General features: G+C 73.0%; 8 protein-coding genes. 6 read left to right on the top strand and 2 right to left on the bottom strand.

Annotated features, from left to right (window positions below):
• Positions 1 to 45 precede the first annotated feature (45 nt).
• Positions 46 to 735 (bottom strand): hypothetical protein, encoded by a 690-nt coding sequence (locus tag ACX9I7_RS01400; protein WP_459386257.1) that lies wholly within the window; start codon positions 733 to 735, stop codon positions 46 to 48.
• Positions 736 to 1,063: 328 nt separating this feature from the next.
• Here ACX9I7_RS01400 and ACX9I7_RS01395 point away from each other — a divergent pair, with 328 nt between their 5' ends.
• Genes ACX9I7_RS01395 through ACX9I7_RS01375 form a run of 5 tightly spaced genes read left to right on the top strand, consistent with a single transcriptional unit; the run spans position 1,064 to position 13,715 of the window.
• Positions 1,064 to 5,728, top strand: a complete 4,665-nt coding sequence (locus ACX9I7_RS01395; RefSeq protein ID WP_459386391.1) for a DUF6603 domain-containing protein — start codon at positions 1,064 to 1,066, stop codon at positions 5,726 to 5,728.
• Entirely contained in the window at positions 5,725 to 8,085 is a 2,361-nt protein-coding gene (locus ACX9I7_RS01390) for a hypothetical protein (protein WP_459386256.1), read from the top strand. The genes ACX9I7_RS01395 and ACX9I7_RS01390 overlap by 4 nt, the downstream gene beginning before the upstream one ends.
• Positions 8,078 to 11,635, top strand: a complete 3,558-nt coding sequence (locus tag ACX9I7_RS01385) for a hypothetical protein (protein ID WP_459386255.1) — start codon at positions 8,078 to 8,080, stop codon at positions 11,633 to 11,635. The genes ACX9I7_RS01390 and ACX9I7_RS01385 overlap by 8 nt, the downstream gene beginning before the upstream one ends.
• Positions 11,636 to 11,661: 26 nt before the next feature.
• Entirely contained in the window at positions 11,662 to 12,576 is a 915-nt protein-coding gene (locus ACX9I7_RS01380; RefSeq protein ID WP_387576003.1) for a hypothetical protein, read from the top strand.
• Positions 12,573 to 13,715, top strand: coding sequence for a hypothetical protein (locus ACX9I7_RS01375; protein ID WP_459386254.1), 1,143 nt, complete (start codon positions 12,573 to 12,575; stop codon positions 13,713 to 13,715). The genes ACX9I7_RS01380 and ACX9I7_RS01375 overlap by 4 nt, the downstream gene beginning before the upstream one ends.
• Positions 13,716 to 13,774: 59 nt before the next feature.
• Here the strand turns inward: ACX9I7_RS01375 and ACX9I7_RS01370 are convergent, their stop codons facing one another.
• Entirely contained in the window at positions 13,775 to 15,643 is a 1,869-nt protein-coding gene (locus tag ACX9I7_RS01370; protein ID WP_459386253.1) for an APC family permease, read from the bottom strand.
• Positions 15,644 to 15,883: 240 nt separating this feature from the next.
• On the opposite strand from ACX9I7_RS01370, the gene ACX9I7_RS01365 reads away from it, so the two are divergent.
• Entirely contained in the window at positions 15,884 to 16,453 is a 570-nt protein-coding gene (locus ACX9I7_RS01365; RefSeq protein ID WP_387576009.1) for a hypothetical protein, read from the top strand.
• The last annotated feature ends 55 nt before the right edge of the window (positions 16,454 to 16,508 follow it).

Below are 16,508 nucleotides of genomic sequence, written 5' to 3'. Positions count from 1 at the left end.
GTCGGCCATTCCGGAGAGGGGCTCCGGGAACGGCTCCGGGGTGGCTCAGTCGGGGATGGCGTTGGCGGGGATGGCGTTGGCGGGGACGTCGCAGATCAGGTAGGGGATGCGGGCCTCGCACTGGTCGCAGGACTCGGCCGTGTACGAGCACACGGTGCCCTCGCCACGCCACTGCCGGGGGTCCGGATTCCGGGGGTCCGGCACATATGCCTTGCCCTTGAAGTACTCCTCGGCGAGGAAGACATGCTGCACGGCCCCCCACTTGGGAATTTCCCTGGCAAGGCCGAGCAGGAGCTTCATGGCCGCGCAAGGACGGGTGACACCCGCCATCTCGGGGAAGTCGACCCTGTCGCCCCTGATGTTCCACCAGCCTTTTCGGTCGCTGGGCAGCGCAGGTTCGACGATCTTCCAGCCCGAGGGAATGTGGGCCTTGGTGACCCACGGTGTCTCCTGGCGCCCGCTGGAGGCGACGAGGCGGTACTGCTTGTTGTTTATGCGCGCCTCAAGCACCCCGACCATAAACGCCTTTGTGGTGACCGACGTGTCCTGCCTGAGCGCGGCGACTATGTTGCCGAGGACGCCTTGCAACTCATTGCTCTCCGTGAGCTGCCGTACGCCATGGCCCTTGAGGCGCGTTTTTTTGCAGCGCGGGCATGTGGCCTCCTTCTTGCCGCCGTGCAGGAGATTGTTCATGAGGTCCGGGGCCTTGGGCCTCTTGGGTTTCGTGTCGGGCATGCGCCTCGTCCTGGGGTCGTCGACTGGTCCGGCAGGGTGGCACGCTACGCGCGCGCGGGCGGGCGGGCGGCTTTTTTCGGACGGGCCGCCGCAGGAGCGTTTTCGGACTGTCATGCCCATGGAGAAGGGCAGGTTATGGCTGGTTTTCGCCGGAGAGTGGCCACAAAGTGCGGTACATCGCAACAAAACAGCCGACAGCATGACTGGCTCGAACATCGCCGACCAAGATCACGGCACTGCTACCGTCCCGCCGGATTTTGTGTTTCGACACCCATGACGGCCCGTGCCCAGCGCGGCCAGAACGGTCGGGAGGGAATGCGTTGTGGCGATGACCGTCGACGAGCTCAAGGAATGGCTTACCGGTCTTTCCCCGAAATCGGGGGTGACCCTTCCGGGTGGCCTCCCGGATGCGTTGGGCGACCTCAAGGACGCGGTCAATCCCGAGGCCCTGGAGAAGTGGCTGACGGTGAGCGCCGAGCTCACGGTCACCGAAACGGACCCGGCGAACCTGCGGCTCAGCGGAACGTTCTCGACGGACGGCCCGACGGTATCGCTGTGGTTCTTCGCGGAAAGCGACGAACCCGCCGGCGGCGACGAAGTCATCGGCGTCCAGATCGCCCTGTCGCTGAGCGGAAACCTCCTTCTCGGGGCGCTGGCCGACATCGGTCTGCACGATCTCATGCTGGTCTACGAGATCCGTATGCTCGACGGCGCCGCCGTTCGCAAGCTCTACGCGCAGGCGGACGTCGAATTATCGGAAAGCGACGCGCTCACCCTCACCTGCTCGGTCGATTTCGAAGCCGACCGCACGAGTTACGACTTCGTCATCGAGCCCGAGGCAGGCAAGCAGCTCCACATCGCCGAGGCGTTCTTCGGCCTGTTCGGCGTCACGCCGCCGCCCGTGCTCAAGGGCGTCGAGCTGGAACGCCTCGTGCTGGGCTACGACCGGGGCGCGACCCCCGGGTTCCGGGTCGAGGTCGACGCCGCCGTTCCGCTGGGTGACGTCACCGCGGACTTCGGCGTCCAGGCCACGCTGACCAGGCGGACGGGCGAGGGCGAGGCCGGCTACGACCAGGAGTACGCCGCCCACCTGTCGCTGACCCTGCCCGCTCCCGAGGGCACGGACCCCCGCGTCCTGAGCTTCACCGTCGAGGACGCGCAGCACGCGGACTTCTCCGCCACCTGGGAGGACACCGAGGGCGTCACCCTCGCCGACCTGGCCGCCCTGCTGGGCGTGCAGGACGCCGCGGCCGCCGATGTCCTGGACCGGCTCGGGAGCGTCAACAAGCTCGTCTTCGGCTACTCCGCCGCCCGCAAGGCCATCGTGCTCGCCGCCGGAGGCGATCAGGGCTCGCTGGTCGTCGTGTCGGACCGGCCGGACGTCGACAAGCCGAGGGCCTGGGCCGTCCGCGTCGGGGTGGCGCTCAAAGCCATGCTCTCGGACGTCCCGCTGCTGCACGGGCAGATACCCGACGGGCAGGACGCCGGCCTGCGCGGCCTGGGCGTGCTCGTCGCCTCCCAGGACCTGACCGCCGAGCGGATCGGCGAGCTCAACAAGGCGCTGTCGGCGAGTGGCGACGACACGCTGCCCATGCTGCCGGCCGACGGGCTGGTCGAGGGCCTGGCGTTCCTCGTCGACCTCCAGCTGCCCGGACGGTCCGAGACCACCTCGCTCGTCGTGCGCGGCGGCACGGGCGGCAAGTCTCCCTCCTCGCCGCCCCGGCTGATCCGCGAGGACGGCAGCCCTGTCGTGGCAGCGGCGGCCCCGGCCGCCGGCGGCCTTCCCCTCGTCGCCTGGGCCGACGTCCAGCGCTCCGTCGGCCCCCTGCGCCTGCGCCGGGTCGGCGCCGGCCTCGCGGGCGAGACCGTCTGGGTGCTCTTCGACGCGTCCCTCGGCATGGCCGGGCTCGAACTCGGCGTCGAGGGGCTCGGCGTGGGCATATCGCTCAAGGACGGCGGCCTGCACGTCCGGCTCGACGGCATCAGCGTCGCCTACTCCCGCCCGCCCCTCGCGATCGCGGGCGGGCTGGTGTACAGGAGCGACGAGCGCTACGACCCGCTGGTCGAGGGCGTACTGGCCGTCTCCGCCGAGAAGTTCGGGATCACCGCCCTCGGCGCGTACGCACGGGAGCGGAAGGACGGCGAGCCGTCCATGTTCCTGTTCGGCAAGGTGACCGGGGAGTTCGGCGGCCCGCCGCCCGTCCAGATCACCGAGATCATGGCCGGATTCGGCTTCAACACCGATCTGCGGCTCCCCGAGGGCGACGAGGTCCTCCAGTTCCCGTTCCTCAAGGACATGACCGCCCCCGAGCCGAGCGCCGACTCCGACCCCATGGACGTCCTCGCGACGCTCATGGGCAGCGGCGACGACGCCTGGGTGCGGCCCCGGCCGGGACAGCTGTGGTTCGCGGCCGGACTGGGCTTCAAGGTCTTCGAGTTCCTGGAGGGGCAGGCCCTGCTCGTCCTGGAGGTCGGCGACGACTTCGCCGTCGCCGTCCTGGGCACGGCGGACGCGCGCTTCCCCAAGGACGTGGGCCTGAAGGCGTACGCGCGGGCCCGGCTCGGGATCTCCGCCAAGTACCGCCAGAGCGAACGCACCCTGAAGATCGCCGCGCAGCTCGCGCCGGGCTCGTTCCTCATCGACGAGGCGTGCGTCCTGACCGGCGGCTTCGCGCTGTACACCTGGTTCGACGACGCCCACGCGGGCGACTTCGTCCTCACGCTCGGCGGCTACCACCCGGACTTCCGCGTCCCCGCCCACTACCCGACGGTGCCGAGGCTGGGCTTCAACTGGCCCGTCACCTCCGAGCTGACGATCAGCGGCGGCTCGTACTTCGCCCTCACCCCGGGCGCCGTCATGGCCGGTGGCGCGCTGGACGTGAACTTCCGCTCCGGCGACCTCCACGCCTGGCTGAAGGCCGGCGCCAACATGCTCATCGAGTGGGCCCCGTTCCACTTCGACGTCGGCATCGAGGTCAGCATCGGGGTCAGCTACACCCTCGACCTGTGGCTGGTGCGCGAGACGATCAGCGTGGAGGTCGGCGCGTCGCTGCGGCTGTGGGGGCCGCCGACGGCCGGTGAGGTCACCGTCCACCTGTGGTTCATCTCCTTCACCATCTCCTTCGGCGACGGCAGCGCCAAGGACGGCCGCGCGGCCACCTGGGACGAGGTGCTCAAGCAACTGCCCGCCGCGCAGGACGCCGTCCGGCTGATGCCGACCGCCGGTCTGTCGCCCACGCGCGCCAAGGACGCGCAGGGCGAGGAGCTGTGGGTCGTGGGCCCCGGCGCGTTCTCCTTCGCCGTCCGCACGGCCGTGCCCGTCTCCGAGCTGCGGCTCGGCCCGGACAAGGGCGCCAAGGAGATCTCCGGCCGCAAGGTCGACATCCGTCCCCGGCGCGACGACGGCAAGGGCCTCGACTCGGTCCTCACCGTCACCCTGACCAAGGACACCGGCCCCGACCAGCCCGACCTCGGCACCTGGTACGTCGGTCCGGCCGCCGAGAACCGGGCGAGCCTGCCCGCCGCCCTGTGGGGCGAGTACCAGGGCGACCTCAAGGCCGACGGCGCGCAGTGGGTGGGCGACCAGCTCATGGGCGTCGACCTGCGGCTCCCGCCGCCCACCGAGGGCGACACCCCGGGCCCGATCAAGGCCGGCGTGCTGGCGCACGACGACCGTAGGCCGGACGGGACGCTGCCGTTGCACGCGCCGGCGGCGGTCCGGCAGACCATCGCCGCCGAGCTGTTCGCCGAACCGGTCCGTGGCCTCCGGGACATGGGCGCCGCCACCGGCGCCATGTCCGGCACGCTGATCGACCAGTCCCGCGACCGGCTGTTCGCGGCGATGGGCTACCTGGGCGTCAGCCCGGGCACCAACGGCAGGCTCGCCGCCGACGACACCCTGGTGGCGGGCGACGTCACCGCGCCGATCGCCGATACGGTCCCGGGCGAGCCGACTGTCAGCGAGCGGCTGTACGTGCTGGGCGCCGGGAGGACCGTCACCCCGGTCGACGCGCAGGGACTGACCCCGTACGCGCCCCTCGCCCTTCAGCACGAGAACCCCACGCACCTGGCCGTCAGCCCGGACGGCAGCCGGATGTACGCGGTCGGTGCCACGGAGCGGATCGACGTCTTCGACACCTCGGCCGACCGGCCCGACAAGGCGGTCGCCCTGGATTCGAGTTCGTTCGCCCTGGCGCAGAACGCGCGCGGAGCGGCGTACTCGCCCGACGGCAAGTGGGCCTACGCCACCTACCCGCAGCCGAACCAGATGGCGATCCTCGACCTGAGCGGAGAAGTGCCGAAGAGGGTTCACGAGTACGGCACGATCACCCCGGACTGGCAGCAGGCGATCCCCGCCGACGTGGCCGCCGCCCTCTCGGGGGGCGGGAAGCCACTGGCGTACATCGCCCTGCCCACCGAGGGAACCGTCGTCAAGGTCGACGTCTCCAGCGTGGCCAACCCCACCCCGCTTGCCTGGCTGACCGCCGGCCCCTCGCCGACCCGGCTGGCCGTCGACCCCAAGGGCCGCTGGGTCTACGCCCTCAACGCCGGTAAGTCCACCGTCACGGTCGTCGACGTCACCGCCGCCACCGGTGACTCCGCCGCCGTGGTCACGACCCTGCGCACCGGCACCGACCCCAGCGCGCTGGTCGCCTCCCCGGACGGCACCCGGCTGTACGTGGCGAGCGCCACGGCCGGCACGGTCTCGGTCTTCGACACCTCGGGCGCCTCGCCCGCCTCGGGCGGCAAGCCCGTGGAGGCGGGCGAGCCCGTCTGGGTCGGCCCGAAGCCCGTCGCGCTGGCCGTGTCCACCGCCGGTGACCGCCTCCACGTCGCCCTGGCGAAGGACCGGAAGCTCCGCGTCGTCGACGTGGCCGCCAACCCGCCCGTCCTGCTGCCCGAGACGGTCACGCTCCCCGACGACCCGCTGGCGCTGGCCGTCACCGTCCCGGCCGCCGACAACTCACGAACCAAGGAAGGCGGTGCGGCGTGAGCCGGCCCGAGCACCTTTCCGCCCCCGGACCCGACCCCACGCTGAACGTGGAGTTCCGCGACTCGCTCGTCCCGCAGATCACGGCGGGCGAGTACACGCTCACCGCGTACCAGACCCTCACCGGCGGCCCGGACGACTACCTGCCGACCGCCGACAAGCCGGTCACCCGGCACATCGACGTCCGGGCTCCCCGCTTCGCCGTGGAGCCCGAGTGGGTGCACGGCGCCTACCCGCCGCCCGGCGCCACCGGCCTGTACGACGACGTGCTGCCGCACATCACGCTCGACCGGCCCACGCTCCCCTGGGAGCGGGAGGAGCACACCGGCACCGGCGGCGAACGCCTGCCGTGGCTCGCCCTCCTCGTCTTCGGCGAGGGCGAACTGCCCGACGACCCGCACTGTCTGGGCCCGAGCCAGGACGACCAGCGCACCGTCGCCCAGCTCACCGGCCACGAGGACGGCGTCGTCCTGCCCGCCTTCGACACGACCACCGAGCCGATCGCGGCCGACGAGCTGAATCGCGTGTGCCGCACCGTCCTCGTGCCCCGCGCCGTCTTCCACGCCGTCGCGCCCGCCCAGGACGAACTGCCGCTCCTCACCCACGTCCGGCACGTCAACAAGCAGCACCAGGGCGTCACCCTCACCGAGGACACCATCCAGATCGGTGACTACGCCGTCGTCACCGGCAACCGGCTGCCCAGCCCCGACGGCGGCCGCTACGTCGCCCACCTGGTGTCCCTGGAGGGCTGGCTGGACCGGCTGCCCGACGGGAGCGAGGGCAACGAGACGTACACCGGCCCGGACGAGCGGCTGCGGCTGGTCTCCCTGTGGTCCTGGTCCTTCGAGACCCTCACCGACGACGCCCCCGGCTTCGCCGCCCTCACCGAGCACTTCGTCGACACCGAGGGCAAGGACGGGACCGAGCTGCTGCTGCGCGTCCCCGTGGGCGACCTGCCGCTGTCCGGCCCCGAACAGCAGGCGGTCGCCGACCGGCTGCGCGACGGGTACCTGCCCGTCTCGTGCCGCACGGAGTCGGGGCGCGCCACCTTCGGCTGGTACCGGGGGCCGTTCGTCGCGGAGCCCGTCAGGGAACAGGCCGAGCGGGACCGGCGGCGGTGCGCGGCCGAGGCCCTGATCCACCTGGAGCAGTACGGCGTCTTCGACGTCTCCCTCGCCACCGCCTTCACGGCGGGCCGGGGCGTGGCGCTCGCCGACCACCAGTTCGCCGCGGCCCTGCTGCGGCTGCGCGGCAAGGTGCGCACGGCGGCCGAGCAGGCCCTGAACCCCGCACCGGCCGTCGCCGCCCGCGCCCGGATCGAGCACCTGGCCGCCAACGGGCTCGTCGGCCACCTCCGCGAGCTCCACCGGCAGCCTGTCCTCGCCTCCGCCGCCGCGAACGCGGCGCGCCCGGCGGTCACCCCGGTGGCCGGGGCGACCACCCTGCCCGCCCTCGCCGACATCACCGTCGAGCGGCTGCGCACGGACGCCGGCCTGCGCGGCCGGCTGGACGCGGCCGTCGGCGACATCACCGGCGGCAGCGGGAAGAAGGACGGCCCGGACGAGGACTTCACCGCCGTACGCGACTGGCTGCTGCGGCTGCGGAACCTCACGGGCGTCCCCTTCGCCCACCTCGTCCCCGACGCCCGCATGCTCCCGGCCGAGAGCCTGCGCTTCTTCCACGTGGACGCCGACTGGACGACCACCCTGGTCGAGGGCGCCCTGAGCGTCGGCCTCGCCCACCGCTTCGACTTCACCGGCGACGACCTGGTCTTCGGCCCCCAGGGCGCGCTGCCGGAGCCCACCGCCCCCGTCACGGGCCTGCTGCTGCGGTCCAAGCTGGTCAGCGGCTGGCCGGCGCTGGAGGTCCGCCCGTTCGCGGCCCCGCACGAGACGGAGGGCGAGACCCCGCTGCGCGTCCTGCGCCGGGAGGCGCTCGCCGAGGACGTGCTGCTCGTCCTCTTCGAGGGCGTACCGGGCCGGGTCGAGATCGCCGAGCCGCAGCAGGGCGTCCACTTCGGCATCGACGAACCGGACAACGGCCGTGCGACCACGCCCCTGGACGACGGCATCATCCGGCTCCGGTCGGTCGTCGAGACGAAGACCGTGCACATCGGGCAGGAAACCGGGAACGCGTTCCCGCCGGATGGCAGCGGACTGCACGACTACGTACGCAAGCCGGGCGAGGGGAACCCCGACACCGTGCTGCGCATCGGCAAGCTCGCGAACGGGCTCGCCGGCGCGCTCGGCCTGCAACCACCCCTCAGCCCCGCCAGGTTCGCCATCCAGATGATCAACGCCGCCCAGCGCCGCACCTTCACCACCGCACCCGTCACGACAGGAGACCACCGCAATGGCTGACCGAGACGACACGCTCATCGTCCCGGTGACCGTGGACGCCCTGGTGGTCAACCAGATGCTCCGCCAGCAACCCGACGGGGGCTTCCGCCGCTGGCAGCCCAACTTCAACCTGCTGCGCCACAACCAGACCCCCGAGCCGGCCCCCTTCACCAACGAGGTGCCGTGGAGCGCCGACGGGAAGGACGACACGGAGTACAAGAAGTACGACGGCGTGTACGTGCGCTGGGAGCTGCCCGAGGCGCTGCGCAGGGGCGCGGCCCGCACGGCGGGCGGGCGCACCGAGTTCCCGCTCGTCCCCAACCGCTGGCTGGTGGTCCGGTACGTCAAGGACCAGCCGCAGCGGCTGGCGGCCTGGGTGGTGGAGAGCGACTTCCTGGACCCGGAGAAGGGCACGTCCCGCTTCGTGCACCCGTTCAAGGCGGGTGTCCAGGACCCGTCGGTCACGCCGTTCCGCTCCACGGTCATCACGACGAAGGCCGGCCGGGCGCTCGACATCGGCCCGGGGCCGGACGGCGCGGCGTGGAGCGAGCCGGCCGGCTCCGACGCGTCCCGCAGGGAGCTGTTCCTGACGGCGGTCGGCCCGGGCCTGATGACCTTCCACGCCTACCAGCCGTACCACGAGAACGTCTTCTCCCTCCACGACCCCCTCACCGGCATCGACAAGGCCGACGCCGTCGACTACCAGGTCGTCGGCTGGTACTCGGACCCCGCGCAGGAGGAACTGCGCCGCCTGCTCACCCCGAAGGACGCCACGGTGGCGGGCGTGCTGGCCGGGCTCGGCTGGACGGTGGACGGCGGCCTGCCCGACGGCTGGACGCCCGGCAGCACGACCTACAGCGGCCGGGTCGCCGGCGTGGCCTGGGACCGGGACGGCGGGATCCCCGCGTCGGACCGCCCGGACAAGAGCGGCGTCACGATCGCGGTCGGCAGCAGCGCGGACGAGGCCCACACGGCCATGACGGCCCTGGCCCACGCCGCCCTGCCCGAGGATTCCGGTACCGCCCTCGCACCCACCGACCACGCCCTGCTCCACGCGCTGAGCAGCGGTCTCACCGACACCCTGGACGGCCCGGACGGCGAGATCCGTACCGCGCAGGAGCTGCACAAGGGCTGGTTCGGCCAGGTGCCCGGCGGCTACGTCTGGCGGCTCGCCGACACGACCGGCCAGGGCAACGCCTCCGGCGACCCGAAGTCCGTCACCTGGTCCGGGGCGGCTCCCGAGCAGGAGCGGTGGCTGGCGGGGCTCAACGCCCTCCAGGACGACCACGACAAGAAGGCACGCGAACTCGCCTACCTCCAGCAGCGCCTGTACGCGCTGTGGTTCACGCACGGGCTGCCCGTCATCCCGCGGCAGTACACGCGCGAGCAGCTGCGCGCCGAGATCGACCCGGCCAACCCGCAGGGACTCGCCGCCGAGGTGGCCAGGCGGCGGACGGAGCTGGCGGAGGCGGAGCGCGCCGTCACCGCGTACGCGGCCGGCCGGCCCGGCGGCTGTGAGCTGCGCCGGGAGGCCCTGCCCCCGTTCTGGCAGGTGACGGACCCGTCCGTGGTGCTGGCCGGGACGAAGGGACACACGGCGGCGCACGCGGCGCTGTCGGGTGCCAAGGACACCCTCCTCCCGGTCCGGCTGCCCGACCGGATCACGGGCGGCGTTCCCGTGGGCGGCGCGTTGCCCGCCCCCTTCGCCGGCCTCAAGGCGGCCGGCTTGCCGCCCGTTGTGGCAGCACTTCTGGGCGAGTTCCTCGACCAGCTCGGGAAGAACGCGCTGCCGCAGTGGCGGCAGCCGTGGAAGCCGCTGCTGTACCAGTGGCAGGTCAGGCACTGGAACGTCCCCTACGGGAACTGGGAGTTCGACGGCACCCGCTACCAGTGGCAGCGTGGCGACGCCGACAAGGACCACACCCTCGACGTGACCGGGCGGCGCTTCCTCGTGCCCCTGCTCCAGCAGACCCTCGGCGGCGGCCTCGACCGCCACGGCGCCGGCGACGCCGCCGCGGACGCCGGGGACCTCGACCTGCTCTCGCAGAAGCTGGACGGCCTCACCGACCGGTTCGCCGGCCGCGACAAGGCCCCCAACCTCAGCCCGCCCGGCGCGATCGGCGACCTCGTCGGCGACGCCCGTAACCACCTGGCGCACAGGGGGCCTTTCCCCGTGCCGTTCGAGGACTGGCAGCCCTCCGGGTTCTCCCAGATCAGGGCCGGGCAGTTCGCCATGGCCGCGCTGAGCGTCGTCGACGAGTTCGGGCAGGCCCTGGACGTCCTGCTGCCCGGCGACGCCGACTACCTCCGCCCCGCTGTGGGCGACAGCCTGCTGCCCGGCGACAAGCACGCCGAGGACGTGCTGACGGACCGCTTCGTCCAGCTGCCGCCGCGCCTCCTCCAGCCCGCCCGGCTGCGCTTCGACTTCGTCGACGAGCGGCAGGACGACAAGCTCGTCGACCTGGAGGCCGGCACCACCCCGGTGTGCGCCTGGATCATCCCCAGCTACGTGGACCGCTCGCTGCTCTGCTACGCCCCCGACGGCACCCCGCTGGGCGAGCTGCGGCTGAAGCTGCGCGCGGACGCGTCCTCGCCCGACGGCGTGGGCACCGTCCTCGGCTGGGACGCGCTGCCGGACTCGTCCGTCCGGACGCTCGACGACCTGGCCACCGCGCGGCCGCAGTTGTACGCGTGCCTGCGGGAGCTCGTCGCCAAGGGCCCCGACGCCTTCGCCGACCTGCTCTCCACCGTCGACCGGGCGCTGACCGGCATCGACCCGGGCAACCCCTACGGCGACGAGGTGCTCGGCGCGCTGCTCGGCCGGCCGCTCGCCCTCGTCCGGGCCCGTCTCGGCTTCGAACTGGAGGGGCCGCCGGTCGCCGACCCCGGCTGGCAGTACGCGCTCGACTGGCGCACCCCGCTGGAGTGGGACGCGCACGGGACGACCGGGCAGGACGTACCCGACCAGATCGCGCACGTCGCCTACCGGTGGCCGGTCCGGCTCGGCAACGCCGGACAGCAGGGCGACGGCCTGATCGGCTACTTCACCGAGACCGACTACTCGGCCTTCCACGCGGTGGCCACGCCGGACACGGCCGCGCCCACGGGCTACGTGAACGAGATCGGCGAGGCGAACTGGCCGCGCCTGGCGGCCGACTCCAAGGAGCACACCCACCTGACGCTGCTGCTCGACCCCCAGGCCGCCGTCCACGCGACGACCGACCTGTTGCCGGTCACCGACCTGCGGCTGCCGGCCCGCTTCACGCGCAACGCGATGGCGGCGCTGAAGCCGGCCCTGCGGCTGAGCCCGGTGCTGGCCACCGCCCGCAAGCTGCCGGCCACCGCGCCGGCGGGCACGCCGGAGCCGCTGGCCCTGCCGTTCCCCGCGTCGCCGCAGGGCACGTGGGACTGGGCGGAACTGGACCTCCCCGACGGGGAGACCACCGCCCACTGGGAGCACCGGCCGATCGTCCGGACCGACCAGAACGCCCGCCTGGACGAGGACGGCCCGGTCGTCCGCACCGGCTTCCTGCGCCTGACCAACCCCTTCGACGGCGGTGCCGCCCAGTGACCTCTTCCCCGAAAGGAACCCCACCCGTGACCGACCCGGCCCCCCTCGGCCAGCCGCTGCTGGACTACGCCGTCATCACCGAGCCGTTCCCGCTGTACGCGGCGACCGAAGGCGCCCCGCCCACGACGCTCCACATCGTCGTCTCCAACGGCGGCGCCGAGTCCGTCTACTGCCGGGAGATCATCTTCTCCCTCCCGCACGGCGACCTCGCCCAGAGCCTGGTCGACGGCGACAAGGACGGCGACGGCAGCGCGACCGGCTGGACCGTGGAGCAGATCGACCCGGGCGTGCCGGGCCTGGACATCGCCCTCCCGGAGGGCGACTACGAGCACTTCCGCGCCACGCACAAGGACGAGAAGACGGGGGTGGACCGCTCCGGCATCACCATCACCCTCAAGAACCTGCGCATCAGCAAGGAGCCGGGCACGGCGCGGATCGAGATCCGCGAGACGGCCACGAAGGATCTCGGCAACTGGCCGACGAGCGCGGGCTACACGACGTGCGCGCTGACGAAGTTCCCGGCGCCGGCGCCCACGGCGCGGGACGTCTACGACTTCCACGCCGAGAAGGGCGAGGTGAAGGCGGGGGACGAGGTCCATCTCACGTGGCGTGGGCCGAGGAGCCTGGACTACACGGTCGTGTACGGCGACACGAGGGTCCTGGTGAAGGACCTCGAATGGAAGGGGACGATCACCCGAGACACCACCTTCTACCTGACGTATGACATCAACCAGGCCACGCACTGTCTGACGACGACGGTGACGGTGCCGGACCCGCAGCTCACCGGGCTGACGGTGACCGGTGCGGCCACGGTGAAGGGCACGCTGACGGTCGAGGGCGACGCGGACGTCACCGGCACCGTCGAGGCCACCGAGGACATCACGACCCGGAAGCACTTCCTCGACCCCAAGGGCACTCCGCTGCGAGGGGAACGGCAGTGACGACGGGACAGTTCGTGGTCAAGGGGCGCATCACCGCCTCGGGCGACATCGGCACCACCGGCGGCCACTACAAGATCACCAATCCTTCGGGGAGCCGGGACTTCGCCTACACGGGCACCGACGAGGGCCAGGACTTCACCGTCCCGGACGACGTCACCATCCTCGACCTGCACCTGCAGGGCGCGGCGGGCCGGGACGCCGGGGGCGCGAGCGGCGGCAAGGGCGCCGACATCAAGGCGCTCCTGTATGTGAACCCCGGTGACACGGTCACCGTCCGGATCGCCCGGGACGGCGCTTCGGGCGCCTCGGCGAAGGTCTTCCACGGGAACGACCTGATCGCGGGCGCGGGCAGTGGGGGAGACGCCGGCGAGGCGGGCGGCGGTGGCCACGGCGGGGACGACGGCGGCACGGGCGGCCCGGGCAAGGGCTCGGGTGCGCAACGGTCGGCAGGGGGCTCCGGAGGCCACGGCGGCGGTGGAGGGGCGGGCGGCGCCGGGGGCGACGCCGGTCTGCTCCGGCCCGGTGACGGCACGGCGGCCGGAGCCTCGGGGTCGGGCGGAGGCCGTGGCTCCGCCGGCGGCGACGGTAGCGGTGGCGGGGAAGGCTGGGGTTACTGGGGGCAGAGCGCCGGCAGCGGCGGTGGTGGCGGCGGCGCGGGAAGCCCTTCCAGCGCCGGATCCGGTGGTGGATCCGGTGGTGGTGACGCGAGTGGCGGCGGCAGCGGCTCGGGGAAGTCGGGCGGTTCGTCAGGGTCGCCCGACACCGGGGACAGCGCCGACAACAACCGCGGAGGCTATGGCGGCAGCGGCGGCGACGGCGGTTCCGGCGGGGCGGGAGGCGCGGGCGGTGCGAACGGCAGCGGCGGAACCCGTGCGTCCGACGGCGGTTCCGGCGCCGCCGGTTGTGGCGGTGGAGGCGGTGGCGGAGGCGGCTCGGGTACGGGATTCGCGGCGAGCTACGCCGGTGGTGGCGGTGGTGGCGGCGGTGGAGGTGGCGCCGGCGGCCAGGGCGGCGACGGCGGTCACGGCGGCGACAGCTTCTTCGACTCCGGCAAGGCCACGCTGATGTCCGCGAGCGCGGACCACTCCGGCGCCGCGAGCGTGACCATCGCGTGGGGGAACCACATCTTCCCCGTATAGGCGGAAGGGCCGGGCCCCGTCGTCCTTGTACGACGGGGCCCGGCCCTTCCCGCGCACGGTCACCCCGCCTGCGCCGCCCCGATCCGGAACCGCAGTCGGCAGATCACCGCGTCCGTGTCCCGCCGCACCGCGTGGGCGACCACCGCGCCGCGCTGGTTCTGCAGCAGTCGCTGCCAGAGCCGGGCCGGCTCGACCTCGGGTATCAGGACCGTCACCCGCGTGTCCGGGTGGCGGTCCGAGAGGGCGCGGACGTAGTCGACGATCGGCCGGCCCAGCGCGCGCGTCGGCGCGGGCAGCTCGATCAGGTCGACGCCCGGCCGCCACAGTTCCCAGTCGCGCCGCAGCGACTCCGCCGCCCGTCGTCCCTCCATGTCGGGCTGGGTGACGGTGACGGCCACGACCTCGTCGCCCAGCGACACGGCCGCCGTCAGCGCCTTGCTCGTCAGGCGGGAGAGCGACGACACCGGCACGACGACCACCGAGTGGCAGCGCCGCGGCGCCTCCGGCACTCGGCCCAGCTCCAGCCGTTCGCCGATCCGCTCGTACGCCCGGTGGACCACCTCGAAGGCCAGGACCAGCAGCGGCAGCGCCACCACGATCAGCCAGGCGCCCTCCGCGAACTTCGTGGCCGTGACGACGACCGCCGAGACGCCCGTCAGCAGCGCGCCGAAGCCGTTGAGGACGGCCTTCCCCCGCCAGCCGGCGGAACGTTCCTCCCGCCAGTGCCGCACCATGCCGACCTGGCAGATGGTGAAGCCGACGAACACGCCGATCGCGAAGAGCGGCACGAGCGTGTTGACGTCGCCGCCGGAGAAGGCCAGCAGCAGCGCGGAGACGGCGGCGAGCGCCAGCACGCCGTGCCGGTGGACCTGGCGGTCGGCCTTGAGGCCGAAGACGTGCGGCAGGTAGTTGTCGCGGGCCAGCAGGCCCATCAGGACCGGGAGCCCGCCGAAGGACGTGTTCGCGGCCAGCGCCAGCAGCACCACCGTCGCGAACTGCACCACGTAGAAGGCCCAGTTGTGGCCCAGCGAGGCGTCCGCGAGCTGCGCGAGGACGGTGACCCCCTCCACCGGCTGGAGGTGGAAGCGGCCGATCAGCACCGACAGGCCGATCAGCATGACGCCCAGCAGCGCCCCGAGGGCGACCTCCGTGCGCTGCGCCCGCCGGGTGGCGGGGGCGCGGAAGGACGGGACGGCGTTGGCGACGGCCTCGACGCCGGTGAGCGCGGAGCAGCCCGCCGCGAACGCCTTCAGCAGCAGGAGCGCGCCGACGGCGGTGGCGTTCCCGGCCAGTGCGGAGGCGTGCCCGGCGGCGGCCTCGGTGCTCGCGGGGGCGGAGCGGAAGAGCCCCACGACGACCACGGCGAGGATCGAGCCCACGAAGACGGCGGTCGGCACGATGAACGCCTTCGCGGAGTCCACGATGCCGCGCAGATTGACGCCGGTGACCAGGACCAGCACGGCCAGGCAGATCCACAGCCGGTCCGCGTAGAGGGAGGGGAAGGCCGAGGTGAGGGCGGCCACGCCGGCGGTGACCGACACCGCCACGTTCAGCACGTAGTCCAGGACCAGGGAGGCCGCCGTGAACAGGCTGGTGCGCCGGCCCAGGTGCCGCTTGGCGACCGCGTAGGAGCCGCCGCCGTCGGGGAACGCCGCGATGACCTGCCGGTAGGAGGCGACGAGCACGGCCAGCAGGGCGGCGATCGCGAGCGTGACCGGCAGCGTGTACCCGAGGCCGTGCGCCCCGGCCGCCGCCAGTACGAGGACGATCGACTCGGGCCCGTACGCCACCGACGCCATCGCGTCGAGCGACAGGGCCGCCAGGCCCTGGACGGCCGTCAGCCGGTGCCGGTCCTCGGCGGACCGCGCGGCGCCGGTATCGGGCGGCTCCTCGCCGGTGCCGGTGGCGTTCTCCGAATTGGCCAGCATGGACATGTTTTGTCGTACCTCCGTGGTGTCCGAGCGCTCAGACTGCGCTCGCGCGAAGGGGGCCGCGACCGGCCTTGGCGGCGTCTTGGCGCGCTTTGGCGGTTTCCATACGGGTTATTGACGCGCGGGACGGCGCGGGGCGGACGAGGCGTCAGGACGGCGCAAGGATTGGCCGAGGTCACGTCAGTACGCCGTCAACGCCCCGTGTCGCGCGCGGGGAGCGGTTCTAGCGTCAGGAGCATGGGACGGCGACAGACGTTACGCGCGCGGCACGGCGGCTACGTACGGCGGGCGCCCGGGACGCCGGGGCGCGTACTCGCCCGGGACCTCGGCTGGCGGCGCGAGGCCCGCTCCGCCTGGCTGTGCGGGCTGGCGCTCGGCGGCGCGCTGCTCCTCGCCGACGTCGCCCGGGGCAGCGTCACCTGGCCGCGCGGCGGCTGCTGGGCGGTCATCGGCGTGACGCTCGTCGCCGTGCTGTGGCCCCCGCGCGTCACGGCCGGCGCGAACTGGCTGGCCGTGCGGGGCCTGCTGCGCGAGCACCGGGTACGGACCGATCTGCTCACCCGGGTGCGCAGATCGGACGGCATGTCCCCGCGGCTGGTGCTGCGGGACGTGGCCGGCAACCGTGTGGAGTTCGACCCCAAGGTCCTCACCGCGAACCCGCTGCTCTGGCACCACCTCGACACGGGCGCGCGCCGCGCCCGCGAGAGCGGTCTGCTGCGCGAGGGCGCGATGCCGCTGGGCGCGCTGGCGGACCGCATCGACGGCGAGGGCGCGCGCACGCTGCTGCGGTCGGCGGGGCTGGAGTAACGTCCGGCCCCCGCCCGTGGGGCCCTCGCCCGGGTGGGCAAGTCCCGTCCGCGGA

The organism is Streptomyces sp. L500, assembly GCF_054551825.1.
The sequence above is the reverse complement of the archived record's forward strand: the minus strand, read 5'-3'. Positions and strand labels throughout refer to the sequence as shown.

What these genes read in the sequence shown, in the direction of transcription:
- ACX9I7_RS01385 (WP_459386255.1), top strand. Translation starts at nt 8,078, where the DNA reads ATGGCTGACCGAGACGACACGCTCATCGTCCCGGTGACCGTGGACGCC.
- ACX9I7_RS01395 (WP_459386391.1), top strand. Translation starts at nt 1,064, where the DNA reads ATGACCGTCGACGAGCTCAAGGAATGGCTTACCGGTCTTTCCCCGAAA.
- ACX9I7_RS01365 (WP_387576009.1), top strand. Translation starts at nt 15,884, where the DNA reads ATGGGACGGCGACAGACGTTACGCGCGCGGCACGGCGGCTACGTACGG.
- ACX9I7_RS01400 (WP_459386257.1), bottom strand. Translation starts at nt 735, where the DNA reads ATGCCCGACACGAAACCCAAGAGGCCCAAGGCCCCGGACCTCATGAAC.
- ACX9I7_RS01370 (WP_459386253.1), bottom strand. Translation starts at nt 15,643, where the DNA reads ATGCTGGCCAATTCGGAGAACGCCACCGGCACCGGCGAGGAGCCGCCC.